Here is a 25,888-nt window from a genome sequence, read left to right on the forward strand (position 1 = left end):
CGACTCGAAGCCGGGAACCCTTGCGGATTCCCGGCTTTCGCATGTCACGCCCCGCGCCGCAAGGGCACCGCCACCGATTCGGCGAAGCGCTCGGCCAGGAACCGCATGCCCGGTCCCGCGAAAGCCAGTGCGCCGCCGATGTGTTCGCGGTTCTTCATGGTGTGCATGGTGACGTCCGCGCCCAGCGCCTTCCACTCCTCGGCCAATCGCACCGCCTGCGGATACGGAATGATCTGCTCGCTGGTGCCACCGGCCACCAGAACCGGTGCGGCGGGCGCGATTCCACCCAAACGGTTCTCCAGCAGCCGGGCCTTCACCTCGGGCACCTCGAACGGCGGCCGGTAGGTGTAGGTCGAGACCTTGGTCGGCACCACCAGCCCCGCGCCGATGCCGATCACGGCCGCGACCCCGGCGTGGGTGCGGCGGGCCAGCGCGGCGAGCACCCGGCCCGGCACGTTGAGATGTTGCAGCACATTCAATTCCGGATAGGCGGCCTCGATGCCGAGCACGCCGTAGAACAGCAGCACCGCGTACGGGGTGTCGTCGAGGAACTTCACCATGTCCACCAGATCGGCCGGTGCCGACCCGACCGCTCCGCCCACCAGCGGCAGATCCGGCGCGTAGGTGGGCTGCAACTGCAGCGCCCAGCCCGCGGCATTGCCGCCCTCGGAGTAGCCGTAGATGCCCAGCGGCCCATCGGGATCCAGCTCCGCCTCGGGCAGGCGGCGCGCGGCGCGCATGCTGTCCAGCACGGCGGGCCCGAGGGCACGACCCATGACATACGGGTGCAGGCCCGGGCTGCCGAGTCCCGGATAGTCCGCGATGGCCAGCGCCCAGCCGCGACGCAGGGCCGCGCGCAAGAAGACCGATTCGTACTCGATGCCCAGGCGCAGCTGCCAGGACGCGGCGGCCACGGTATTGGCCATGCCCTGGGTGCCGACCGCGTAGCCGACCAGCGGCCGCGGTCCGGGTCCGCGCCACGGGGTGTTCGGCACCAGGACCGTGCCGGTGACCTGCGTCGGGTCGCCCTTGGCGGTGGTCGTGGTGTAGCTGATGCGCCAGGCGCGAGCGGGCAGTCGCAGACCGGGCAGCATGCGCGCGGTCATGGGTTCGGCGGCCAGCAGCCTGCCGGGTCCGAACGCACCGGCATGTCCGGCACCGACCGCCGCCTCGTCGAAGCGGTTGGTGTTCGCAGTCATCATTGCCTGCCCTTCTCGCACAAACTCGCGTTATGCAGTTGTCGCACAACCGGATCCGGGCGTTACAGCTGTCCCGGACAGTCTGGTTGCATGAAACCATACCCAGAATGAGACAAATCGACACCTGCTGTCACAGGTACTCCCACTCGTTGGGACGGCCCCCATGAGTGACAACGACCACTCACCCGCGAAATACTCCCGGCCACAGTCACGTTGCCGCATTCGTGACCATTCCTCGCATCCTGCTGATCTCGGGCAGCACCCGCGCCGCCTCGACGAACTCCGCCGCCCTGCGCACCATCGCCGCCGACGCCGGTCCCGACCTCGAGGTCGTCCAGTACGAGGGACTCACCGACCTACCGCAATTCATCCCCGGCCAGGAGCCCGAACCGCCCGCGGTTCTGGATCTGCACCGTCGGCTCGGCGCGGTCGACGCGGTGCTGTTCTGCACCCCCGAGTACGCGGGCATGATCCCGGGCAGCCTGAAGAACCTGCTGGAATGGACCATCGGCAATGCCGATCTGAGCGACAAGCCGGTCGCCTACGTGAATGTCGCCTACGAGGGTCGCGGCGAGGCCGCGGTCGCCACCCTGCGCACGGTGGTGGGCTATGCCGGGGCCGAGATCGTGGAGGCCGCGTGCGGCCGGATCACGGTGGTGCAGAACGATATCGGACCCGACGGTCTGGTCGGCAATGCGGAGGCCCGCGCCCGCCTCAACGCCGCCGCGCGCGCCCTCGCCGATCATGTCCGCCGCCCCGCCGAGCCCCTCACCTCGGTCAAGCTTGATAATCGAGGGTGATAGCGCAGAAGGCAGTAATCGAGCACTGAAGGCAGAACACCCCTCCGGACACAGGAGTGTGCGGGCCATGGACGTGGGAATCTTCGGAGCCGGACACTTCGGCTTGAGCCTGGCGGGCCTCTTCGACCGCGCCGGGCACACCGTGCACATCGCCAGTCGCCACCTCGACGAGCTCGCGGACACCGTCTCCGAGCGCGGATTGCGCCACACCTACGCCGGGGACATCGATCTGGTGGCCGGGTCCTCGACCATTCTCATCGGCGCGGTGCAGTGGCTCCAGCTCGAGACCCTGGCCAAGGAACTCCCGGAACTGGACGGCAAGATCTGGATCGATCCGGCCAATCCGTATGTCCGCGAGGCCGACGGCAGCGTCACCCTGCTGTCCACCGACGGGCGACCCACCAGCGCCATCGTCGCGGATCTGGTGCCGAAGGCGCAGCTGGTCAAGGCCTTCAACGCCTTCACCACCCCGATGTACCGCTCCGGACCGCTGACCTCGCTGGGCCGCATCGTGGCCCCGATCGCGGGCGATCACCCCGCGGCGCTGTGCCGGGTGGCCGAGCTGATCAAGACCACCGGCTTCGTGCCCATCATCGTCGGCAATATCGAGGACAGCGTGGTGCTGGAACCCCGCGGGGCCCTGCGCGCCCTCTCGATCCCGCTCATCGCACCCTGACGGTTCAGCCCCCCGACAGTCGCGCCCGGACGACAAACGGGCCGGTCGCGGTGACCGGCCTCGTTTGTCGTCATGGCGTGAGCCCCTACTCCACCTCGTCCGGGAACGCCTGCTGGCGGTGACCCCCGCGCAGGGTGCCCTCCAGATAGGCCGCCTTACAGGCCCGGCGCGCGATCTTGCCGCTGGAGGTGCGCGGAATCGAACCGGCCGGGACCAGCAGCAGATCCCGCACCGTCACACCGTGGCGCTTGGCGATGGCCGCGCGCACGGTCTCGGTGATCGGCTCCGGATCGAGTTTGGCCGCGCCCGTGCCGCGTTCGGCCACAATGACCAATTGCTCCGCGGCACCGACCGCATCGGCGCCGTTGGCGGCGACGACATCGGTCGGGAGCTGATCACCCGAGACCGAGAACGCCGCGACGAATCCCGGGCGCAGGGCCGTGGAGGACTCCTGGGCGGAGTACTCGAGATCCTGCGGATAGTGATTGCGGCCGTCCACGATCACCAGATCCTTGACGCGGCCGGTGATGAAGAGCTCGCCGTCGTAGTACGCGCCGAAATCACCGGTGCGCATCCAATTCGCGTCGGGCTCGGTACCTTCCGCGCGGCTCTGCGGCTGCCGGGAGGTGAGCTTGGCGTGGAAGGTCGCCTCGGTCTCCTCCGGACGGCCCCAGTACCCGCGACCGATATTCGCCCCGTGCAACCAGATTTCGCCGACCTCGCCCTCCGGCTTCTCCGCGCCGGTCTCCGGATCCACGATCACCGCCCACTGCGACAGCGCCACATAGCCGCAGGACACCTGGGCCACAGCGTTGTCCGCGTGCTCGTCGACTTCGACCATGCTCCCGGAATTGAGGCGGTCGCGGTCCACCCAGACGGTGCGGGCCTCGTCCTCGCGCTTGGTGGCGGAGACGAACAGCGTCGCCTCGGCCATGCCGTAGCAGGGCTTGATGGCGGTCTTGGGCAGACCGTAGGGTGCGAAGGCCTCGTTGAACTTTCGCATCGAGGTCACCGACACCGGCTCGCTGCCATTGATCAGGCCGATGACATTGGACAGGTCCAATTCCTCACCGGGCTTGGGCAATCCGCGCGCGGCCGCGTGCTCGTAGGCGAAATTCGGTGCGGCGGCGAAGATCTCGGCACCGTCCTCCTGGGCGGCCAGCTCCTTGATCCAGCGGCTGGGCCGCCGCACGAAGGCGCTGGGGCTCATGATGGTGATGTACTTGCCGCCGATGGTCGGCAGGATGACCGTGAGCAGGCCCATGTCGTGGAACAGCGGCAGCCAGGTGACGCCGCGGGCCTTCTCGGTGATGCCGATGGCGTCGATCATCTGCAGCAGGTTGGTAGCGACCGCTCGGTGTGTAATCTCCACGCCCGCCGGGGTCCTGGTGGATCCGGAGGTGTACTGCAGGTAGGCCACATCGTCCATCTGGAGCACCGGCCGAACCCAGCTCTCGCCCACCCCATCCGGAATCGCCTCGACCGCGATGATGCGCGGACGCTGCGGCGCGGGCAGGTGTTTGAACAACTCGCGCACCCCGGCCGCGGCCGAGCCGACCGTCAGGATCGCCGAGGGTTTGCAGTCGTCCAGCACGGCGTGCAGCCGGTCGGTGTGACCCTGCTCGTCCGGATCGAACAGCGGCACCGCGATATTGCCCGCGTACACCGCGGAGTACATGGCCACGATGTAGTCGAGCCCCTGCGGTGCCAGGATTGCCACCCGATCGCCCGGCTGCGTCACCTGCTGCAGTCGGGCGGCCACGGCGCGCAGCCGGACACCGAAGCGGTTCCACGAGATGTCGTGGTACTCGCCGTCGCGTTCGCGCGAATAGTCGATATAGCGATAGGCGAGCTCGTCCCCGTTGACCGCCGCGTGCCTGTCGACCAGGTCGACCATGGTCTGGTTGTCCGGGATCCTGATGTTTCCGTGCTCGTCCAGAACGTCTTCGAAGGTTCCGCCGATCATTCCCTATCCTTCTTCAACTCACAGTCGAGAGACTGTGCAGTGACACCGAACAAAGATCGACACCGAAAGCCCGAATGTAGCTGGGGGCTGGGGAACTCTAGCAGGTGCCGGAATCCCGCGTCACTCGTTACGGGCGCCGAAGCGGTTGTCAGTAGCGGCCAAAAGCAATGGCCACGTTGTGCCCGCCGAAGCCGAAGGAGTCGTTCAAGGCGTAGTCGAACTGACCGGTTCGTGCCTGGCCCTTGACCACGTCGAGGTCGATCTCCGGGTCCTGATTCTCCAAATTCAGTGTGGGCGGGATGATTCCGTCCCGCACGCTGAGCACGGTCAGGACCGACTCCAGCGCACCGACCGCGCCGATGGAATGTCCGAGTGCGGACTTCGGCGCGTACACCGCGGCATGGTTGCCGACGGCTTGCTTGATGGCGTTCGCCTCCGCCGTGTCGCCGATCGGCGTGGCGGTGGCGTGCGCATTGATATGCGTGACATCGGATTTCGTCAGACCCGCGTACTCCATTGCGCGAGTCATGGCCCGGGCCGCGCCGGTGCCCTCGGGATCGGGGGCCACCAGGTGGAAGCCGTCGGAGGTGATGCCCGCGCCCATGATGCGCGCGTGGATGGTCGCGCCGCGGGCCTTGGCGTGCTCCTCGGTCTCGATGGTCATGAGCGCTCCGGCCTCACCGAACACGAAACCGTCGCGGTCCATGTCGAAGGGACGCGACGCGCCCTTGGGGTCGTCGTTGCGGGTGCTCATGGCGCGCATCATGGAGAAGCCCGCGATCGGCAGCGCCTGGATGGAACCCTCGACGCCACCGGTGACCACCATGTCCGCATCGCCCATGACGACCATGCGCCACGCGTTGGCAATGGCCTCCGCACCGGACGAACAGGCCGAAACAGGCGTCGACACACCGGCCCTCGCGCCCAGCTCGACGCTCACGCAGGCCGCCGCGCCATTGGGCATGATGGCCTGCACGGCCATGGGCGGCACCTTGCGATAGCCGCCGTTGACCAGCTTGTCGCGCGCGGACATCAGGACCTCCGCGCCGCCCAGACCGGTGCCGATGGAGACGCCGAGGCGATCCTTGTCCACCTCCGGATTTCCGGCATTGGCCCACACTTCACGACCGAGCACCACGGCCATCTGCTCGACATAGGACCAGCGGCGGGCCTCGGCCCGGGTGAGCAGGTCGGTGGGGCACACCTTGAGGTGGCCGCCAATGCGCACCGGGAGGCCGAAATCATCGAGGAAGCTGTCCTCGAGAACGTCGATTCCGCTCTCCCCGTTGAGTAGTCCCTTCCACGTGGAGTCGACGTCTCCCGCGATCGAGGTGGTCGCCGCGAGCGAGGTGACAACGACACTGGGGAATTTCCTGCGGTTGGGCGTCTGCATGTTCACTCTCCGTAGCAATACTTCGGCGAACCAGGATTCGATCCGCGTGGGCTGTCAAGGACTGGGTATGCAACTAGCGAGCGGGCCCGGCCAGGAACGCATCGGCGGGGTATGAAGCCAATCATCGGCGAACTGGGCTAGATTATCCGAGGCGGAGCCGACCAGTCTCATTAAGCGACACGCGGGCATCCCTTTTCAATCCCGGGGGACCCCTCGCCGCGACTGGGCCCGCCGACCGTCAACATTCTGTTCTCCACCATCATTCTCGCAGCGCCGAGCCATTTCGAGGGAGGGCACACGATCGTGGCCAGGAGTCTCACGCAGTTGGAGCTGCTCATGGAGCTGGAACCGATTGCCGAGCAGAATGTGCATCGCCATCTATCGATGGCCAAGGACTGGCACCCGCACGACTACGTGCCGTGGGACCTGGGTCGCAACTTCGCAGCTATGGATGGCGTGGATTGGGAACCGGAACAGTCCCAGCTCAGCGAGGTCGCCAAGGCCGCCATGATCACCAATCTGCTGACCGAGGACAACCTGCCCAGCTACCACCGGGAAATCGCCGAGAACTTCTCTCAGGACGGCGCCTGGGGCACCTGGGTGGGCCGCTGGACGGCCGAGGAGAACCGCCACGGCATCGTGATTCGCGACTACCTGGTGGTGACCCGCGGCGTCGATCCGGTGGCCCTGGAGCAGGCGCGGATGGTCCACATGACCAACGGGTACAGCCCGGCGAACCTGATCCGCAAGCACGGCGATGGCGCCTACATTCGCGCCGATGCCGGATTTCTGCATTCTGTGGCGTATGTGACTTTCCAAGAATTGGCGACTCGCGTTTCACATCGCAATACCGGCAAAGTGTGCAATGACGCCATAGCGGACCGTATGTTGCAGCGCATCGCCGCCGACGAGAACCTGCACATGATCTTCTATCGGAATATGTGCGGCGCGGCCCTGGATCTCGCACCCGATCAGACCATCGACGCCATCACCAATATCGTCAAGAATTTCCAGATGCCCGGTATGGGAATGCCCAACTTCCGGCGCAATGGCGTGCTCATGGCCAAGCACGGCGTCTACGACCTCCGCCAGCACCTGGAGGAGGTGCTGCTGCCCAACCTCAAGAAGTGGAACATCTTCGAGCGCACCGACTTCGGCCCCGAGGGCGACCGTCGGCGCAATGAGCTGGGCGAGTTCCTCGACAAGCTGCGCAAGGACGTGGTCCGGTTCGAGGAGCAGCGCGACCGGTCACTGGCTCGCGAAGCCCAACGGGCGGAACGGGATTCGGTTCTGATCGGCTGAATGTCCCGGTGGCGCAGGGTGGCGGGGGCGACAATGCCCCTTCCCCTGCGCCACTCAGCGTTCCAGGGCCTGGCGGGCCAGCAGCGCGGCGGCCACGAAGACCAGGGCGGAAACGCTCAGCGGCAGGGCGATCGCGCCGGGGGTGAGGATCATGAGAGAGCCCACGACGGCCACGCCGAGGGCCGAGCCCAATTGGCGGGCGGCGTTGAAGGCGGCACCGGCCAGGCCGCCGTTCTCCGGACCGGCCGCCGAGACGGTCGCGTGGGTGGCGGCGGGCATGGTGTAGGCCATGCCGAAACCGGTGAGCAGCAACGGGATCGCCAGCACGACGAAGGGGGTGTGCGGGCCGATGCAGGCCAGGCCGAGCAGGCCCGCCGCACCCACCGACAGTCCCGTCACGATGACGCGCCGCGAGCCGTATCGGGCGGCGTGGCGTCCGCCCAGGGCGGAGGCCACGATACCGATCGCCGCCTCGGGCAGGAGCGCGAAACCGGTGGCGGTGGGCGAATAGTGCAGATTCCGCTGGAGGAACAGGCTGATCACGAAGAGCTGTCCGTAGAAGCCGAAATTCTGTGCCAGGCCAATGAGCGTGCCGGTGGTGAAGGTGCGGGAGCCCCGGAGTCCACTGGGCAGCAACCCCTTTCCGGTACGCGCCGCATACGAACCCAGCAGCACACCCGCGATCGCAGCCACAACAGCTACGGCGAGCACTCCCGAGCGCACGGGCCGGGCACCGGCGAGAATCGCGGCGGCCGTGACTCCGGCCATCGCGATGACCGCCGAGAGGTGGCCGAGCAGCGGAATCGGCTGTGACACACCGGGCGCCGACGGCGCGGTCCGATGCAGAACAACCGCCGTGACCGCGCAAATGGGTGCGTTGATGGCGAAAATGGCTGGCCACCCGAAGTTTTCGGACAGCACACCGCCGAGCACCGGACCACAACTGGCGGCGGTCGATCCGATCGCACCCCACACCCCGGTGGCCCGCGCCCGATCCGCCTCGTCCGGATACGTGTACCGAATCAAGGCCAACGAGGCCGGAATCAACAGCGCCGCACCGATTCCCTGCGCGATCCGCGCGGCCACCAACACCCCCACCGCGGGGGCGGCCGCACACGCCACCGAAGCCAACCCGAAGAACGCCAGCCCCACCTGAAACGACCGCCGCGCCCCGAACCGGTCGGCCAGCCCGCCACCCAACATGAGCAGCGCCGCGACGGTGACGGTGTACCCGTCCACCACCCACTCCAGCCCCGTCACGGTGGTGTGCAGCCCCACCGCCATCCGGTCCAAGGCCACCGCGACAATGGTCGTATCCAAAATGACCAGCGCGAATCCCGCGGAAATCGCGACCAGCGCCAGTCTCCCGCTGTCCGTCCGAGCCGATTCCAATGTCCGGGTCATAACTCCACCCTGCATCGAAATCACTTCGGCCCGAACCGAACCATGCTGTCCGGTCGATTCAGGCGACTCGCAGCGTTGCCGTGTCGAGGCCGATCGTGCGTTGCAGCGCATCTCGACCGGCCGGGGTGATCGTCACCGCGCGGGGCGTGTTTCCGGGTGCGCACCAGCGTTCTTCGCGCATGCGCCGGAGCAGCAGCGCGCCCAGACCACCGGCCAGGTGGTAGCGGCGCTCCGACCAGTCCAGACAGACCCGGACCGGCGGTCGGCGTCCGAACTGCCGTAAATCCGCGGCGGCGACGCCCAATTCGTCGAGCAGCGGGTGGGAGCGGTCCGCCGCGGACCACTGACCGTCGATGATGTTCAGCATCGACGCGTCGCACAGTGCGTCGAACACCGCCACGCCGACGGCCCCGGCCAGGTGGTCATAACAGGATCGGGCGATCTTCAGATCCCGGTTGGCGCGCGCCCCGCGCAGTGATTTGACCGGCCGCACGGGCGAGATCAGGGCCATCGCCTCGATCGCCTGGACCACCTCCGGCAGTGCGATGCGGTAGTACCGGTGCCTGCCCACCCGTTCCACCGCCAGCCAGCCCTGGTCGACCATCTTCCCCAGATGCTCGCTGGCGGTCGCCGCGGTGACGCCCGCCGCCCGCGCCAACTCCCCCGCGGGCTGTGCCCGTCCGTCGGCCAGCACGGTCAGCATTCGTGCCCGGGCCGGATCCGCCAGCAGCCGCGCGGCACCGGAGATGTCCACATCGCCGTCTCTGATCGGTTCCATGCCTCCAGTCTCCCGCCACCACGCTTCGGCCCCGACCGAAGTATCCGACGGCGTCAGAACAGGGTCATGGGGTCGGTGGGGATGGGGTCGGGCAGGGGTTCGAGGTCGGGGAGGTGGGCACGGACCTCGGCGTGGAAGCGGCGGGCCAGTGCGCGCGAGGCCGCGTTGTCGGGCGTGTGGATGAACACCGTCGGCGAGCGGCCCTCGCGCAGCCAGCGCACGGTGGTGTCGATCCAGGGTTGCCAGCCCGCGACGGTGGCGGCCTGATCGTCGCGGCCGTGGTAGCGAACGATGGGGTATTGGGTGAGCGCACGGGTGCGGCGGGGATTGTTCGGCTTCTTGGAGCGGGCCTCGAATTCGGCCGGACTCGCGGCCGGTTTCGCGAACAGCACCGTGGTGTCGAAGGGAATCCATTCCGCGCCAGCGGCTTCCAGCACGGATTCGAGTTGGGCGGTGGCACGGGGATTTTCGAAGAACACCGGGTGCCGGACCTCGACGGCGCAGCGGTAGTGGGTCGGCAGCCCGTCGAGCAGATCCGCCAGCGCGGGCAGGTTGGTGAACGAGGCGGGCAGCTGCACCCACAGCGCGTGCAGGCGGCGACCGAGCGGTTCGATGGCGTCGAGGAAGGCGGTCATCTCGGCGTCGACGCCGGTGAGGCGTCGGTCGTGGGTGATGGTGCGGGGCAGTTTGATCACGAAGCGGAAGTCGGGATCGGTTTGGCGGGCCCAGGATTCGACGGTGCGCCGCTGCGGTGTCGCGTAGAAGGTGGTGTTGCCCTCCACCGCATTGCACCAGGACGAATAGGTGCGCAGGCGTTCGGCCGGGGGTAGCGGCCGATCCTGCCAGTCCGGGTGTGTCCACATAGCGCAACCGACGTAGAGCCGCATACCTGCCACGTTAGGTCAAGGACTTCTTGGGCCGCAGCCAACCGAAGGTAAGCTCGACCGCCCTGGTCCAGTTGTCGTACTCGGCGGCCCGCAGCGCCGGATCCATGCGCGGCAGCCACTGCGCGGCGACGCGCCAATTGTGGCGCAGGCCCTCGAGATCGGGCCAATACCCGACCGCCAACCCCGCCGCGTACGCCGCCCCCAGCGACACCGTCTCGGCCACGATCGGCCGCATGACCGGTATGTCGAGCACGTCGGCGATGATCTGCATGAGCAGGTTGTCCGAGGTCATGCCGCCCGCGACCCGCAGCGCCCCGGCCCGCAGGCCGGAATCGGCGTTCATGGCCTCGACGACATCGCGGGTCTGCCACGCGGTCGCCTCGAGCACCGCGCGGGCGATGTGCCCCTTGGTGACATACGAGGTGAGCCCGATCAACAACCCGCGCGCGTCACTGCGCCAGTGCGGCGCGTACAGCCCCGAGAAGGCGGGCACCAAATAGCAGCCGCCATTGTCTTCCACTGTGCCCGCGAGGGTTTCGATCTCCGGCGCGCTCGCGATCAGCCCGATATTGTCCCGCAGCCACTGCACCAGCGAGCCCGTCACCGCGATCGGCCCCTCCAGCGCGTACACCGGCTCCGGCCCGATCTGATAGCCGATGGTGGTCAGCAGCCCGTGCTTGGACCGCACCAGCTCCCGCCCGGTGTTCATGAGCAGGAATCCGCCGGTGCCATAGGTGCATTCGGTCTCGCCGGGCGCGAAACACGTCTGCCCGAACAGGGCCGCGTGCTGGTCCCCCAGCGCGGCCGCGATCCGCACCCCCGGCAGCACCCGCCGCGCGACCCCGAACTCACCGGTCGAGGGCTGAATCCGCGGCAGCATCGCCTTGGGAATCCCGAAGAACCGCAACAGTTCATCGTCCCACTCCAGCGTCGACAGATTCATCAGCAGCGTGCGCCCGGCATTGGTCACATCGGTGACGTGCACCCCGTGGTCGGCGCCCCCGGTGAGATTCCAGATCAGCCAGGTCTCCATGGTCCCGAACAGCACCTCGCCACGTTCGGCCCGCTCCCGCAGCCCCGGCGTGCGATCCAGCAGCCAGCGCAGCCGCGGCGCGGCGAAGTAGGTGGCCAGCGGCAGGCCGCACAGCTCCCGAATCCGTTCCGCCCCGGCCGATTCCCGCATCTGCTCGACGAGTTCCTCGGTGCGCACGTCCTGCCACACGATGGCCCGCCCGATCGGCGTCCCGGTGCTCGCGTCCCACACCACCGTGGTCTCGCGCTGATTGGCGATACCCACCGCCGCGACCTGTTCGATGGTGATCCCCGAATCCCGCAGTGCCGCCGGGACGATGCGCTCGACATTGCGCCAGATCTCGAGCGCGTCCTGCTCCATCCACCCCGGGCGCGGATAGTGCTGCTTGTGCTCACGCTGCGCCACGCCGCTCAGCCGGGCCCGCTGGTCGAAGAGGATGGCCCGGGTCGAGGTGGTGCCCTGATCGATGGCGAGCACGAACTTCTGCGTCACTGTGAACCCCTCTGCGTCACTGAGAATCTCCGGGATCTCACTGCGCACCACCGAGATCCCGCGATACCGCGGCCGCCGCGTCGCGCACCTGGGCGATCGGCGCGGGCCGGAAACGCAACTGCCCGTCGCAGAGCCGGTCGACCGGCCCGGTGATGCCGATGGCACCCACCACCAAACCACCGCGCGAGCGAATCGGCGCGGCGACACTCGCCTCGCCGGAACGGTATTCACCGATATCCCCGGCCCAGCCGGTGCGCCGCACCTCGGAAACGGTCCGCCGCAACGCGATCGGATCGGTGATGGTGCGATGGGTGAGCGCGGGCAGCCCGCCGTCCCGAACGCTGTCGGCCAGCTCACCGTCGTAGGCCAGCAGCACCTTGCCCAGAGCCGTTGCGTGCGGCGGCAATTCCTCACCCACCGCGAGTTCCTGCTCGGTGTTGTCGGGCCGGAAGACGTGATGGATCACCACCACTCCCCCGTCCACGGGCGCGGCGATCCGCACCGATTCCCCGCTGCGCGCGGCCAGCGCGTCGGCCCGATTGATGGCCCGCGAACGCAATTCATTGGCATCCAGGTGCCCGGCCCCGAGATCCTGCAGCGCCGGACTCAACTGGTACTTGCCGCTCACCGCGTCCTGATCCACGAACCCCACGCCCTGCAGCGTCCGCAGGATTCCGTGCGCGGTCGGCTTGGCCAGCCCCAGCGCCGCGGCGATCTCCCCCACCCCCATACGCCCGGATCCGCGCGCGAGCAGCCGCAGGATGGCCGCGGCGCGCTCGATCGACTGAATCGGACCCGGCATGCTCGTAACCTATCAGCAAACCGTTCGGCATTGTCGAACGCGTCGCCTGTCCCATTGACGTTCCACTTCGTAGCGTGGACGTCGGGCCCGGCCGAACCCGCGCCCACCTGGGAAAACGAACTCAACGACGAGTTTCCGGAAGGGACCGCGATGACGCAGTACGTCGGAGCCATCGATCAAGGCACGACCTCCACGCGATTCATGGTGTTCGACCATGGCGGCAATGTGGTTGCCCGCCATCAACTCGAGCACGAGCAGATTCTTCCCCAGGCAGGGTGGGTCGAGCACAACCCGGCGGAGATCTGGGAACGCACCCGCACCGTCATCAAGAGCGCCCTGGCGGGCGCCCGCCTCACCGCCGCCGATCTGGCCGCGGTCGGCGTCACCAACCAGCGTGAGACCACCATCGTGTGGGACCGCCGCACCGGCGTCCCGTACTACAACGCCATCGTCTGGCAGGACACCCGCACCGATCGCATCGTCGCCGAGATCGAGAAGGCGGGCAAGGGCGATCTCATTCGCCAGCGGGCCGGTCTGCCGCCCGCGCCGTACTTCTCCGGCGGCAAGCTCAAGTGGATCCTCGACAATGTCCCCGGCGTCCGGGAAGACGCCGAGAACGGCCACGCGCTCTTCGGCACCCCCGACACCTGGCTGATCTGGAATCTCACCGGCGGCGTTCATGGCGGCGTGCACATCACCGATCCGACCAATGCCTCGCGCACCATGCTCATGGATCTCGAAACCTTGGACTGGGACGACGAATTGCTCGCCCTGTTCGGGGTGCCGCGGGCCATGCTGCCGCGCATCGCGCCGTCCTCTAATCCGGAGGGCTTCGGCACCACCAACCCGGACGGCCCCTTCCGCGGCGCGGTCAAGGTCGCCGGTGTGCTGGGAGACCAGCAGGCCGCCACCGTCGGCCAGGTCTGCTTCCAGCCCGGCGAGGCCAAGAACACCTACGGCACCGGCAACTTCCTGATGCTGAACACCGGCCCGGAGATCGTGCACTCCAAGCACGGCCTGCTGACCACGGTCGCCTACCAGTTCGGCGACGACAAGCCGGTCTACGCGCTCGAGGGCTCGATCGCGGTCACCGGTTCGGCCGTGCAGTGGCTGCGCGATCAGCTCGGCATCATCTCCGGCGCGGAACGCGTCGAGGCCCTTGCCCGTCAGGTCGACGACAATGGCGGGGTCTACTTCGTGCCCGCCTTCTCCGGCCTGTTCGCCCCGTACTGGCGCGCGGACGCCCGCGGCGTGATCGTGGGCCTGTCCCGCTACAGCAACAACGCCCACATCGCCCGGGCCACACTGGAATCCATCTGCTACCAGACCCGCGACGTGGTCGAGGCCATGCAGCAGGATTCCGGGGTCAAGCTCGACACCCTGCGCGTGGACGGCGGCGTCACCGCCAATGAACTGGCCATGCAGATCCAGGCCGACTTCCTCGGCGTCCCGGTCTCGCGCCCGGTGGTCGCGGAGACCACCGCGCTCGGCGCGGCCTACGCCGCCGGTCTGGCGGTCGGATTCTGGTCCAGCACCGACGAACTCGTCGCCAACTGGCACGAGGACAAGAACTGGCAGCCCACCATGTCCGAGGAAGCGCGCCAGAAGGGTTACGCGCGTTGGCTCAAGGCCGTCTCGCGCACCCTCGACTGGGTCGACCTCGACGATGACGACGACCAGCACCGCTGAGCCGCAACAGACTTCACATCACCGATAACAAGGAGTACTTCGTGTCCGCACAACTGGATCCCGCCTACCGCGCCCGGGCGATTGATTCGCTCGGCGACACCGAAATCGATGTGCTCGTGATCGGTGGTGGTGTGACCGGAGCGGGTGCCGCCCTGGACGCCGCCTCGCGCGGCCTGTCCGTCACGCTGGTCGAGGCGCGCGACTTCGCCGCCGGTACCTCGAGCCGCTCCTCCAAGCTCATCCACGGTGGCCTGCGCTACCTCGAGCAGTACGACTTCGCCCTGGTCCGTGAGGCTTTGAAGGAGCGCGGGCTGCTGCTGAACAAGCTGGCCCCGCACCTGGTGCACCCGGTCTCGTTCCTGTTCCCGCTGCAGAAGCACTACGAGCGCTTCTACATCGGCGCGGGCATCGCCCTCTACGACACCATGGGCGGCGCGCGCTCGGTGCCCATGCACCGGCACCTGAGCCGTTCCAAGGCACTGGAGTTGGCCCCGGCGCTGGCCGAGGACTCCATGACCGGCGCGATCCGCTACTACGACGCCCAGGTCGACGACGCCCGCCACACCATGATGGTGGCCCGCACCGCCGCCCAGCACGGCGCGACCGTGCTGACCCGCACCAAGGTCACCGGCCTGCTGCGCGACGGCGAGAAGGTCGTGGGCGCGAAGGTCGTGGATCTGGAAACCGGTCTGGAGCACAGCGTTCGGGCCAAGACCGTGATCTCGGCGACCGGCGTGTGGACCGACGACATGATCAAGATGACCGGCGTGGACTTCCCGTTCCACGTGCGCATGTCCAAGGGCGTGCACATCATGGTGCCGCGCGAGAAGCTGGACATGGGCACCGGCATCGCCATGAAGACCGAGAAGTCCGTGCTGTTCGTCATTCCGTGGGCCGAGCACTGGATCATCGGCACCACCGACACCGACTGGTCGCTGGACAAGAACCACCCGACCGCCACCGCCGGGGACGTGCAGTACATCCTCGACCACGTCAATTCGCTGCTGCGCGAACCGCTCACCCGCGCCGATATCGTCGGCACCTACGCGGGTCTGCGGCCGCTCATGACCGGCGCGTCCAAGGAGACCTCGAAGCTGTCGCGCGAGCACGCGGTGGCCGAGCCCGCCCCGGGCCTGTTCGTCATCGCGGGCGGCAAGTACACCACCTATCGCGTGATGGCCGCCGATGTGGTGGACGCCGCCGCCGAGCGCCTGGGCAGCGATGTCGCGCCGTCGGTGACCGCCAACCTGCCCATCCTGGGCGCGGTCGGCTACCAGGACATGCTGGACTCCCTCGCCGATGTGGCCGCCCGGGCCGAACTGCCGGTCGAGACCGTGGAGCACCTGCTGGGCCGCTACGGCTCGCTCTCGGAGGAGATCTTCGATCTCATCGCCGCGGTTCCCGAACTGCGCGAACCGATTCCGGGTGCCGAGGACTACCTCGCGGCCGAGGCCGTGTACGCCGCCACCCACGAGGGCGCGCTGCACCTGGACGACCTGCTCACCCGCCGCACCCGCATCTCCATCGAGGTGGCGGACCGCGGCCTGCAGGCGGCCCCGGAGATCGCCCGTCTCATCGCCCCGCACCTGGGCTGGACCGATGAGCGCACCAACGAGGAGATCAACCGCTACTTCGACCGCGTGCACGCCGAGCTGGCCGCGAACGAGGAGAAGGACGACGAGGCGGCCAATGCGGCGCGCCTGATCGCCGTCGGCTGATTTCGATAACGCACTGTAGCGCCGTACGAGCATTTTCGTACGGCGCTACAGCTGTATCTCGAGAGCTGAATTCCGCTGCGCCGGAGTTATTTCCGGAACTTGTGTTCCGCGCCCCTTTACCTCTAGCGTGTTTCTAAAGGTTTGCTGAGCGAAAGACCGTAGAGTCTGGTTCAGAGTGGCATCGGACGCCGAACGGAAGGCGAATCAATGGGCTTCAGCTCTATTTTTGTCAGTGAGGCACTAGGTACCGGAGTACTGATACTTCTCGGTGCCGGTGTGGTTGCCAATGTGGTGCTCACCAAGTCGAAAGGCTTCGATGGCGGCTGGCTGCTGATTACCTTCGGCTGGGGTCTCGGCGTTTTCGGCGGCGTCTATGTCGCCTACAAGTCGGGCGGCCATCTCAATCCCGCGGTCACCATCGGCAATCTCTTCTCGGGCGCGAAGGAATACGCTCCCGGCGTCGAGGTGAATTTCACCAATACCCTTGCCTACCTGTCGGGTCAGCTGGTCGGCGCGTTCCTGGGCGCGTGCGCCGCGTACGTGGTCTACAAGAAGCACTTCGACGAGGAGCCCGACGAGGGCAAGAAGCTGGGCGTGTTCTCCACCGGTCCGGCCATCCGCTCGTACTCGTGGAACTTCCTCACCGAGGTCATCGCCACCTTCGTGCTGGTCTTCGTGATTCTCGCCTTCGGCAAGACCCCCAGCGGCCTGGGCCCGCTGGCGGCGGCCCTGCTGGTGGTCGGCATCGGCGCGTCCCTGGGCGGCCCGACCGGCTACGCCATCAATCCCGCGCGCGACCTCGGCCCCCGCATCGCCTACGCCCTGCTCCCCACCCGCCGCGCGGCCAATGTTCTCCCCGAACGCATTCCGGCCGACGTGACCGCGGGCGGCGCGGCCCAGCGTGTCGTCGAGGAGAATCCGGGCGACCCGGTCTCCTCCACCGAGAAGAACGCCGACTGGTCCTACGCCTGGGTCCCGGTGCTGGGACCGCTCGTCGGCGGCGCGCTCGCGGGCCTGGTGGCCCAGTGGTACATGTAGCGGAGCTCAGACTCCGAGGCTGTGCAGATCGCCGGGGGCCGCGCCGAGACTGAAGAAGTGCTCCGGCGCGACCTCCACGAAAATCGCTCGGCCGGTGGCGATCACCGTATCGCCATCGGTCAGCGTGGTGTCTATGAAGAGCTTTCGGCCCTCGCGGGCGGCGAGGATCGCGGTCACCACATAGTCGCGGTGCAGGCGGGCGGGGGCGCGGAAGGTGACGTCGAGCTTGACCGTGACGGCGGGCTGGCGCAGGGGGACCAGGATCGCGCCGCTGGCGTCGTCCAGGGCCGCGGCCACAATCCCGCCGTGCGCCACCCCGGGTGCGCCCTGATGCCGCTCGTCCATGGTGAACGTGCCGCGCACGGTGTCGCCGCGGCGTTCGAAGGCGATGCGCGGCGAGGCCGGATTGGCGGGTCCGCAGCCGAAACAGCCGGGGTGATGCGGCGGAAACGGCCCGTCGGCGACGAGGTCGCCCAGCGGCAGCGGCACGGCGTCGCGATCATGATCCATACCCAAGAATTTAACCCATATTCAAAAATTCCGCCTGACTCGGCCACATGACGGTGACGGCACGCCAGTCGGGCATCACCTCTTCCCAGAGGCAGCCTTTCCGCTGGCCGCCTTGGCGCTGCCGTTCTTGTGATGGCCATTGCTGTTGGCGGACTTGGACTTTCCGCCCTTGCCGCCGACGGTCGCGATGGACTCCTCGGTGATCTTGGCGTCGGTCTTCTTCCCGCCGGTGTGGTGCACCGCCTCGATCGTCAGCCCGTTGTCGTCGGCGTCGATGCGGACCGTGTCGCCGGGCGCAAGCGCGCCCTCGAGGAGCTTCTTCGACAGCGCGTTGTCCAACTGCTTCTGCACCGTGCGGCGCAGCGGGCGGGCACCGAACTCGGGCTGATAGCCGTTGTCCGCCAACCAATCCATGGCCCGCTCCGACACGTCCAGGCCGATGTCCTGGGCGTGCAGGCGGCGGCGCGTGCCGTCGAGCACCAGATCGACGATGTTCCGCAGCTGTGACTTGTCGAGGCGGTGGAAGATGATCTGCTCGTCGAGGCGGTTGAGGAATTCGGGCCGGAACTGGCGGCGCAGCCGCTCCTGCAACTGCGGCTCGATCGAGGCCAGGTCGCCGTCCTTCGCCGACAGGATGAGATCGGAACCGATATTGCTGGTGAGGATCACGATGGTGTTCTTGAAATCGACCGTGCGGCCCTTGGAGTCGGTGACGCGGCCGTCGTCGAGGAGTTGCAGCAGCACATTGAACACGTCCGGATGCGCCTTCTCGACCTCGTCGAACAGGATCACCGAATACGGTTGGCGGCGCACCTTGTCGGTGAGCTGGGCGGCATCGTCGTAGCCGACGTATCCGGGCGGCGCGCCGACCAGCCGCGACACCGTGTGCTTCTCCTGGAACTCGCTCATATCGAAGCGAATGAGCCGGTCCTCGTCGCCGAAGACGGTCTCCGCCAACGCCTTCGCGAGCTCGGTCTTACCCACACCGGTGGGGCCGAGGAACAGGAACGATCCGACGGGTCGATTCGGATCCTTGAGCCCCGCGCGGGCCCGGCGCACCGCCTCGGCCACCGCCACAATGGCCTCCTCCTGACCGACCACGCGCTGATGCAGATCCTGTTCCAGCTTCAGCAGTTTCGCGCGCTCCTCGGTGGTGAGGTCGGCGACCGGAATGCCGGTCTGGCGCGAGACCACCTCGGCGATATCGGTGATCTCGACCGTCGGAATCGAGGTGCGGTCCACCTCGTCGGCGGTCTTCTTCTCGGTCTTGGCGATCTCGGCCTTGATCTTGTTGGCCTTCTCGTAGTCCTCGGCGGCGACTGCGGCGTCCTTCTCCCGATTCAGGTGCGCGAGCTTGTCTTCCAGCTCGCGGACCTTCGGATCGGGTGTGCGTTCGCGCAGGCGCACGCGCGCGCCCGCCTGGTCGACCAGGTCGATGGCCTTGTCCGGCATGAACCGGTCGGTGATGTAGCGGTCGGACAGCTCCGCCGCGGCGATCAGCGCCTCGTCCAGATAGCGCACCTGATGGTGTTCCTCGTACACGTCCGAGAGTCCGCGCAGGATCTCGATGGTGTCGGCCACCGACGGCTCGGACACCATGACCGGCTGGAAGCGCCGCTCGAGCGCCGCGTCCTTCTCGATGTACTTGCGGTACTCGTCGATGGTGGTCGCGCCGATGGCGTGCAGCTCACCGCGGGCCAGGGCGGGCTTGAGCATATTGCCCGCGTCCATGGAGCCCTCGCCACCGCCGCCCGCGCCCACGATGGTGTGCAGTTCGTCGATGAAGACCACCAATTCGTCGGAGTGCGCGCGCACTTCGTCGAGCACCTTGGTGAGCCGCTCCTCGAATTCGCCGCGGTACTTGCTGCCCGCGACCATGGAACTCACGTCCAGGGCGATGACGCGGCGATCGGTCAGGGTCTCGGGGACGTCGCCATTGACAATGCGCTGGGCCAGGCCCTCCACGATGGCGGTCTTGCCCACGCCCGGGTCGCCGATGAGGACGGGATTGTTCTTGCGGCGGCGCGAGAGGATCTCGACGGTCTGCTCGATCTCCTCGGCCCGCCCGACCACCGGATCCACCTTGCCCGCACGGGCTTCGGCGGTGAGGTCGCGGCCGTACTCGTCGAGGGTCGGGGTGTCGGAGGGCTCCTTGGCCGTGGTGGCGGCGGGCATCTTGGCACCGGAGAGCGCCTGGGCGGCCGGACTGTCCGGCAGGCTCGCGATGCCGAGCAGCAGGTGTTCCGGGCCGATGTAGCTGCTGCCCGCCTCGGCGGCGCTGCGCTGCGCGTTGCGCAGGGCCAGCTTGGCGGCCGGACTCAGGGCCAGCGCGTGGTCACCGCCGTGCGCGCCCACACCGCTGCCGGTGGCGGCCCGCATCTGCTTGCGCAGTTGCCCAGGGTCACGGCCGATTTCGGCGATGATGCTCTGCGACGGTTCGATGTCGGCGGCCGCCCAGAGCAGGTGTTCGGGGGTGATCTCGGTGCTGCCCCAGTCGTGCGCGGCCCGCCGCGCGTCGGCGACGACCTGTTTGGCGCTCTCGCTCAGCAAACGACTCAGGTCGATGCGTTGCACCGGGGGTTGGCGGGACATTCCGGATCCGAAGAAGCGGCTGAAGATGTCGTCGAAGGAGTCGAAGGAACCCATCGAACTGGGCCAACCCTGGGTCATGGTCACCTCGCGGTTCGGGTGGCGCATCGCTTCGACTCGGATTGACAACAAGTCTGCCGACGCGTCAGCTAACGGATGGCGAACTCGGGTTCCACAGTAGTAGCCTCGGCGCGGACGGCAAGTGCCCGTAATGACTTTGTTCCGATCGAACGGAGTCCGAATGAGCGCCCTGCACGACGAGCTCGACACCCGCGCGACCGCGGTGGGTCCGCAGGTGGTGCGGTGGCGACAGCATCTGCACCAGCATCCGGAGCTGTCCAACCGCGAGGTCCACACCGCGGCGCTGATCACCGATCACCTGAAGTCCTCGAGCCTGGACGAGGTTCGCACCGGCATCGCCGGGCACGGCGTGGTCGGGGTGCTGCGCGGCGGGCAGCCGGGCGACCGGGTGATCGCGCTGCGCGCCGATACCGACGCGCTGCCGGTGCCGGACCTGTGCGGGGTGCCCTTCGCCTCGCACGTGGTCGACAAGACCTATCCCGGTGGGCCGTTCCCGGTGTCGCATGCCTGCGGGCACGACTGTCACACCTCGATGCTCATGGGTGCGGCCACCGTCCTGGCGGGCGTCCGCGAAAAGCTGCCCGGCACGGTGCTTTTCGTCTTCCAGCCCGCCGAGGAAGGGCCGCCGGTGGACGAGAAGGGCGGCGCGAGCGAGATGCTCGCACAGGGGGCGCTCGACGATCCCGTGCCCACCATGGCGTTCGGGTTCCACGTGACGCCATATCCCAAGGGCTACATCGGATATCGAGTCGGCAATCAATTCGGGGCCTCCTGCCTGGTCCAGATCACCCTCACCGGACAGCAGGTGCACGGGTCCACCCCGTGGATGGGCATCGACCCCATGCCCGCGGCCGGTGCCATCCTCACCGGGGTCGGCCAGATCTATCGACAGGTCAGCGCCTTCGACCCCGTCACGGTGAGCATCGGGCACGTGGAGGATGTCGGGCGGTTCAATATCATCGGCCAGACCGTGACACTGTGGGGCACCATCCGCTGCTCGATCGAGAGCGATATGGGCGAGGTGCAGACGCGGCTGCGGACCCTGGCGACGAATACCGCGGCGGCCTACAACTGTTCCGCGACAGTCGAATTCCTCCAAGACGTGCCCGCGGTGCACAATCAGCAGGCCTGGATGGACGCCGGGCTGCCCACCTTCCGGCGGGTGGTCGGGGACGATCGGGTGGTGCCCACCCCGCCCACGCTCGGATACGACGACGTCTCCGAGTTCGTCAACAAGTACGGCGGGTTGTACGTGACGCTGGGGGTACAGGACGCGCAGCTCGGCGCGGACGGTCTACCCGTCCCGGTGCCGGGCGGACGCGGGATGTTCATGAACCACAATCCGCACTTCTACGCCGACGACGACACCCTGGTGACCGGGGTGCGGCTGCACGCGCAGGTGGCCTACGACCATCTCACCGGTGTGCTGGTACCGAAATAGGTTGTCCAGCAGCGATATTGTGCACGAGCGCCGGTCAGCGTCCGGCGAGGACGGGCAGGAACGGCGCGTAGTCGCGCACGTGGCCCTCGGTCCAGTCCCAGAGGGAGACGGGGTCGACGGGGACACCGCGCTGCAGCACCAGTCGCCAGCCGTCGGACTGTTTCTCCCAGATATCGCCGTCGCGGTCGACGTACATGCCGGTGCGCTGGGGCTCGACACCCGGCTCACCCATTCCCCGGGGGAATTCCACACGCTTCACCACACCAACCATCCCCTCGTCTCGCTTGCTTCCAGTCAGAAGTATTCTCCCCGCCTCTTGCGGTTCACTTCCGGTCGGGTTGTGTGACCCATTCCTACTGTTAGCATTAGAAATAATTTTCCGTACCACACGGTCTACTTCACGGGCCGGGCCGCCCGTAACTATCCGACAACTATTCCGCAACCTTTTGGCATCTCCAGGTTTTTGAGGGATAGTGCTCTTCTTGCGGCGAACGTCCAGTTCGCTTCCGGGCGCAGGAGGACACCGATGGCAGGCGCGGAGCTGAGAGTGCTCGGCCCGCTGCAACTGTTCGTCGACGGTCGCGAAATCCCGCTCGGGACACCCATGCGGCGCGCGGTGCTGGGGCGACTCATTGTGGCCCATGGCCAGGTCGTGAGCACCGAGCGGTTGATCTACGACCTCTGGGCCGGGCATCCGCCACCCAAGGCGGCGGCGGTGCTGCAGGTACACGTGCACAATCTGCGGCGACTGTTCGAGCCCGACCGCCCGCGGCGCGCGCCCTCCCGATTCATCGTGTCCGAATCGTCCGGATATGCCTTGAAGATTCCCGAAGACGCCGTCGACGCATGGCATTTCGAACAGCAGTTACGGACCTATCAGGAACTGGTCAGCAATCCGGACATTCACACCGACGCGGTCGAACGCAATGCTCTTCTGGAAGCCGCCCTGGCCCTCTGGCACGGCCCCGCGCTCGAGGCTTTCGCCGAGGCGGACTGGGCCATCGCGGAGGCCGATCGCCTCACCGACCTCTATCTGACCGCCGTGGAACTCAATGCCCGCACCGAACTCGAACTGGGTCGTTCCGGTGCGGTCGTGCGGGAACTGCGCCAGCTCTTCGACGATCATCCCGGGCGCGAGGAAATAGTCCGGCTGCTCGCCCTCGCGCAATATCAACTGGGCCAACAATTGGAGGCCCTCACCACCATTCGCCGCTCCCGGGACTTCCTCGCCGTCCAATTCGGCGTGGACCCCTCCCCCGCCCTACGCGACCTCGAGATCGCCATCCTCAACCACTCGGCGACCCTCAACTCCACGGCGACCCTCGACTCGACGACCGCGGCACAGGCCACGACCTCGGCCGAGATCTCGGTAACGACCGCGGTTCGGCCGGAATCGGTCGCGGCGCAGGCACCCGAACCGGCCGCCGACACCGGCGAGTCTCATTGCACCACAGGCTATGTCACCGAGCTGTCCGAGTTGCTGCACACCGCCGAGGCCGCGCGCGGCGGGCGGCTGCGGCTCGCCTGGGTGTCCGGCGAGGCCGGAATCGGCAAGACCGTGCTGGCGGAAGCGGTCCTGTCCGCGCTGGCGAGCGCGGATTGGCTGGTCGCGACCGGCACCTGTCCCGAAATCGACGGTGCGCCAACGGCATGGGCCTGGAGGGAAATCCTCACCGCGCTGGGGCCGATCGGATCGGAGTCGCCCTCCCCCCGCGGAGATGAGGAAACGTTCGCGCTGGCCCGGCTGATCGCCGAGAAGTGCCGTGCGGCAACGGCTTCGGGCCCGGTGGCGCTCCTGCTGGAAGACGTGCAGCGCGCCGATCCGGCGACCCTGCAGATCCTTCGGCAGGTCGCCGGGTGGTTACGCGACGAACCGGTCTTCGTGCTGGTGAGTCTGCGCCGGTCGGAAGCGGGCCGGGGCGCGCACAATTCGATCGCGGCGCTGGCACAGTACACGGGCGCGTGGATCGACCTCACCGGACTGGATCCGGAGGGGACCGGACAGGTCGCCCGGGCCGCGGGGGCCGGTGAGCTCGACGACGAGCAGGTGGCGGTGCTGCATCGGCGGACCGGCGGGAATCCGCTGTTCGTGCGGGAGGTGGCGAAATCGCTGGCCGGACAGGGCGATTTGGCCGAGGTGCCGGATTCGATCCGGGAGTTGATCGAGGTCCGGGTCGAGAAACTGCCACCCGGCGTCGCCGAGGTGCTGCGGCACCTGGCGGTCTGGGGCGAGGGTGCCGACCTGGCCATCCTGAGCGCCTCGACCGGCCTTTCCGAGGATGTCGTCATCGATCTGGTGGCGGCCGCCGAACGGGCCGGATTGGTGGAGTCGGGCAGTGGCGGGAGTATCCGGTTCGAGCACGGCTTGATTCGGGACGCGGTCTATCTGGGGATCCCGGCCCTGCGGCGGGGCCGAATGCACTGGGCGGCACTGGAACTGCTGGCCGAGCGGGCGGACGCGTTCGCGGCGGTGGCTCAGGATCCGGAGGTGCTGGCGCGGCACGCCACCGCGGGCGCGACGGCCGAAACCGCCTCGCGGGCCATCGAATACGTGGAGCGGGCGGCCGAGCAGCGCTACCGCCGGGGCATGCGCAGTGCGAGTGTGCGACTGCTGCGCTCGGCCGTGGAACTGCACCGGCTGGCCCGCCACGATGCCGAGCACGCGTCCGAGTCCGATCGAATCGCCCTGCTGCGCACGCGCTGTGCTCTGGTGACCGCGCTGGCCTATGACAATCGGCATCGGGAGGCGCGGGCGGAGCGGGATCGGGCCCTGACCCTGGCCGAGCAGCTCGGCGACCCGAATCTGGTGGTGCGGGCGCTCACCTGCTGGCGCGCACCGGTCATCTGGGCCATTCGGGATTGGCGCACGCCGGATCAGCGCCTGCGCCGGGCCCTGGCCCGCGCCCTGGCGCGACACGGCGTGCCGCGGGCCACCCTGGCTCTCCTGGAGACCGGCGCGGCACCGCCCGGATCGTCGGCGGATGATACGGAAGCCTTTGTCGGGCACCGTGATTCGTCCGATGCGGCGAGCGGCGAGCTGGTGCTGCTGCTGGTGGCCTCGACCTTCGAGACCGGGCTGGTGGAATACGCGACCGGGCATCGGCTGGCGACCTGGGCGCTGGCGATCGCGCGGCGGACCGGGGATCCGGAATTGCTGTGCGCGGCGATCAATGCCGTGACGTATCTGGCCTCCGACTACGGCGCGGAGTTCGCGCAACTGGTCACCGAGTTGGAGGAGGTGGCCACCGCGGCGGGGCTGGCCGAGTATCGGGCGCTCGCACATTATCTGGGCTACCGGGCCGCGATGGCGCGGACCGACCTGCGGGAGGCGGGACGGCGGGTGAGCGCCGCGGTGGAGTTCGCCGACGAGGGGCAGTTGCGGCCATTGCTGGATATGGTCGACTGTTTCGCCGCGACCATGGAGCTGCTGCGCGGGGACGTGGACGCGGCCGAGCGGCTGTATCGGCAGTTCGCCGCCCACTCCCGGCAATCCGGGATGATCAACCACGCCGAAGCGGAGTTGTTCTGCGCGCTGTCGATCGGCTGGGCGCGTGGCGATCTGAGTGGACTGCTGGACCGGCTCGCGAATACCTATGCGGCACTGCCCGCGTCGGCGGCCCCGGCGTACACGCTCGCCCTGCTCCGGGTGGGGCAGCGCGAGCGGGCTCGCGTCGTCTACGAGAACTCGGATCCGATTGCGGCGGGTTTCTATCCGGTTCTCATGTCGGCATTGCGGGCGGTTGCTGCCATCGAGTTCAGCGACATTCCAGCAATTCGACGGCTGTACGAATACCTGGCACCGCACGGCGGGACCCTCATCGGACTCGAAACCGGAATGGCCGAGTTCGGTCCGATGGACGGGATCCTGGCCCGACTGGCCGCGGCCCTGGGCGATACCGAGCGCGCGGCGGTCCATCGCGACCATGCCGAACGCCAGCTGGAAAGGATTCGCTCGGAACTGCCCGACCGCGGTGCCGCACTACCGCGCGAATCCGGATCGGGCCATTGGCCGGATATGTCGCTTCGCGTGGAACCGATGACCGCGGGTCATCGGTTCCCAGCTAATTTCCGCGGCCGTGATTAGCGCTAG

The 25,888-nt window shown here is 67.8% G+C and carries 19 protein-coding genes; 8 read left to right on the top strand and 11 right to left on the bottom strand.

Annotated elements, in window-relative coordinates; genetic code table 11:
* Positions 1–44: 44 nt before the first annotated feature.
* Positions 45–1,199, bottom strand: coding sequence for a lipase family protein (locus VMT40_RS38765; RefSeq protein ID WP_326364665.1), 1,155 nt, complete (start codon positions 1,197–1,199; stop codon positions 45–47).
* A gap of 224 nt (positions 1,200–1,423) precedes the next feature.
* On the opposite strand from VMT40_RS38765, the gene VMT40_RS38770 reads away from it, so the two are divergent.
* Positions 1,424–1,999: an NADPH-dependent FMN reductase gene (locus VMT40_RS38770; protein ID WP_326364666.1), complete on the top strand. Its 576-nt coding sequence runs from the start codon at positions 1,424–1,426 to the stop codon at positions 1,997–1,999.
* Positions 2,000–2,066: 67 nt separating this feature from the next.
* Positions 2,067–2,675 carry an NADPH-dependent F420 reductase gene (locus tag VMT40_RS38775; RefSeq protein WP_326364667.1) on the top strand — a complete coding sequence of 203 codons (609 nt, stop codon included), beginning with the start codon at positions 2,067–2,069 and terminating at the stop codon, positions 2,673–2,675.
* Positions 2,676–2,760: 85 nt separating this feature from the next.
* On the opposite strand, the gene fadD32 is transcribed toward VMT40_RS38775, so the two are convergent.
* The gene (fadD32, locus tag VMT40_RS38780; protein ID WP_442790134.1) at positions 2,761–4,641 is read right to left on the bottom strand and encodes a long-chain-fatty-acid--AMP ligase FadD32; all 1,881 of its coding nucleotides are present in this window, start codon (positions 4,639–4,641) and stop codon (positions 2,761–2,763) included.
* A gap of 148 nt (positions 4,642–4,789) precedes the next feature.
* Entirely contained in the window at positions 4,790–6,034 is a 1,245-nt protein-coding gene (locus VMT40_RS38785; protein WP_326364668.1) for a KasA/KasB family beta-ketoacyl-ACP synthase, read from the bottom strand.
* 303 nt (positions 6,035–6,337) lie between these two features.
* On the opposite strand from VMT40_RS38785, the gene VMT40_RS38790 reads away from it, so the two are divergent.
* Complete coding sequence (locus VMT40_RS38790) at positions 6,338–7,336, top strand: acyl-ACP desaturase (RefSeq protein ID WP_326364669.1); 999 nt, start codon at positions 6,338–6,340, stop codon at positions 7,334–7,336.
* Positions 7,337–7,390: 54 nt separating this feature from the next.
* Here VMT40_RS38790 and VMT40_RS38795 read toward each other — a convergent pair whose 3' ends face one another.
* Genes VMT40_RS38795 through VMT40_RS38815 form a run of 5 tightly spaced genes read right to left on the bottom strand, consistent with a single transcriptional unit; the run spans position 7,391 to position 12,732 of the window.
* The gene (locus VMT40_RS38795; protein ID WP_326364670.1) at positions 7,391–8,740 is read right to left on the bottom strand and encodes an MFS transporter; all 1,350 of its coding nucleotides are present in this window, start codon (positions 8,738–8,740) and stop codon (positions 7,391–7,393) included.
* A 58-nt stretch (positions 8,741–8,798) separates the two neighbouring features.
* Entirely contained in the window at positions 8,799–9,518 is a 720-nt protein-coding gene (locus tag VMT40_RS38800) for an ArsR/SmtB family transcription factor (protein WP_326364671.1), read from the bottom strand.
* Positions 9,519–9,571: 53 nt separating this feature from the next.
* Positions 9,572–10,405 carry a DUF72 domain-containing protein gene (locus VMT40_RS38805; RefSeq protein WP_326364672.1) on the bottom strand — a complete coding sequence of 278 codons (834 nt, stop codon included), beginning with the start codon at positions 10,403–10,405 and terminating at the stop codon, positions 9,572–9,574.
* A 10-nt stretch (positions 10,406–10,415) separates the two neighbouring features.
* Positions 10,416–11,930 carry a glycerol kinase GlpK gene (gene glpK, locus VMT40_RS38810; RefSeq protein WP_326364673.1) on the bottom strand — a complete coding sequence of 505 codons (1,515 nt, stop codon included), beginning with the start codon at positions 11,928–11,930 and terminating at the stop codon, positions 10,416–10,418.
* A 37-nt stretch (positions 11,931–11,967) separates the two neighbouring features.
* Positions 11,968–12,732, bottom strand: a complete 765-nt coding sequence (locus VMT40_RS38815; protein WP_326364674.1) for an IclR family transcriptional regulator — start codon at positions 12,730–12,732, stop codon at positions 11,968–11,970.
* Positions 12,733–12,882: 150 nt separating this feature from the next.
* Here VMT40_RS38815 and glpK (VMT40_RS38820) point away from each other — a divergent pair, with 150 nt between their 5' ends.
* From glpK (VMT40_RS38820) to VMT40_RS38830, 3 genes are all read left to right on the top strand, one after another.
* Complete coding sequence (gene glpK / locus VMT40_RS38820) at positions 12,883–14,421, top strand: glycerol kinase GlpK (RefSeq protein ID WP_326364675.1); 1,539 nt, start codon at positions 12,883–12,885, stop codon at positions 14,419–14,421.
* A 41-nt stretch (positions 14,422–14,462) separates the two neighbouring features.
* Entirely contained in the window at positions 14,463–16,139 is a 1,677-nt protein-coding gene (glpD, locus tag VMT40_RS38825) for a glycerol-3-phosphate dehydrogenase (protein WP_326364676.1), read from the top strand.
* A 207-nt stretch (positions 16,140–16,346) separates the two neighbouring features.
* Positions 16,347–17,177: an MIP/aquaporin family protein gene (locus VMT40_RS38830; protein WP_326364677.1), complete on the top strand. Its 831-nt coding sequence runs from the start codon at positions 16,347–16,349 to the stop codon at positions 17,175–17,177.
* Positions 17,178–17,183: 6 nt separating this feature from the next.
* Here VMT40_RS38830 and VMT40_RS38835 read toward each other — a convergent pair whose 3' ends face one another.
* Positions 17,184–17,687 carry a PaaI family thioesterase gene (locus VMT40_RS38835; protein ID WP_326364678.1) on the bottom strand — a complete coding sequence of 168 codons (504 nt, stop codon included), beginning with the start codon at positions 17,685–17,687 and terminating at the stop codon, positions 17,184–17,186.
* Between the two features lie 75 nt (positions 17,688–17,762).
* Complete coding sequence (locus VMT40_RS38840) at positions 17,763–20,357, bottom strand: ATP-dependent Clp protease ATP-binding subunit (RefSeq protein ID WP_326364741.1); 2,595 nt, start codon at positions 20,355–20,357, stop codon at positions 17,763–17,765.
* A gap of 160 nt (positions 20,358–20,517) precedes the next feature.
* Between VMT40_RS38840 and VMT40_RS38845 the strand changes: the two genes are divergently transcribed.
* The gene (locus tag VMT40_RS38845) at positions 20,518–21,798 is read left to right on the top strand and encodes a M20 metallopeptidase family protein (protein ID WP_326364679.1); all 1,281 of its coding nucleotides are present in this window, start codon (positions 20,518–20,520) and stop codon (positions 21,796–21,798) included.
* Positions 21,799–21,832: 34 nt separating this feature from the next.
* On the opposite strand, the gene VMT40_RS38850 is transcribed toward VMT40_RS38845, so the two are convergent.
* Positions 21,833–22,060, bottom strand: a complete 228-nt coding sequence (locus tag VMT40_RS38850) for a hypothetical protein (protein ID WP_326364680.1) — start codon at positions 22,058–22,060, stop codon at positions 21,833–21,835.
* Positions 22,061–22,324: 264 nt separating this feature from the next.
* Here VMT40_RS38850 and VMT40_RS38855 point away from each other — a divergent pair, with 264 nt between their 5' ends.
* Positions 22,325–25,882 carry a BTAD domain-containing putative transcriptional regulator gene (locus VMT40_RS38855; protein WP_326364681.1) on the top strand — a complete coding sequence of 1,186 codons (3,558 nt, stop codon included), beginning with the start codon at positions 22,325–22,327 and terminating at the stop codon, positions 25,880–25,882.
* Positions 25,883–25,888 lie beyond the last annotated feature (6 nt).

The sequence above is a fragment of the Nocardia sp. CDC160 genome (genome assembly GCF_035818795.1).
Lineage (GTDB): Bacteria > Actinomycetota > Actinomycetes > Mycobacteriales > Mycobacteriaceae > Nocardia.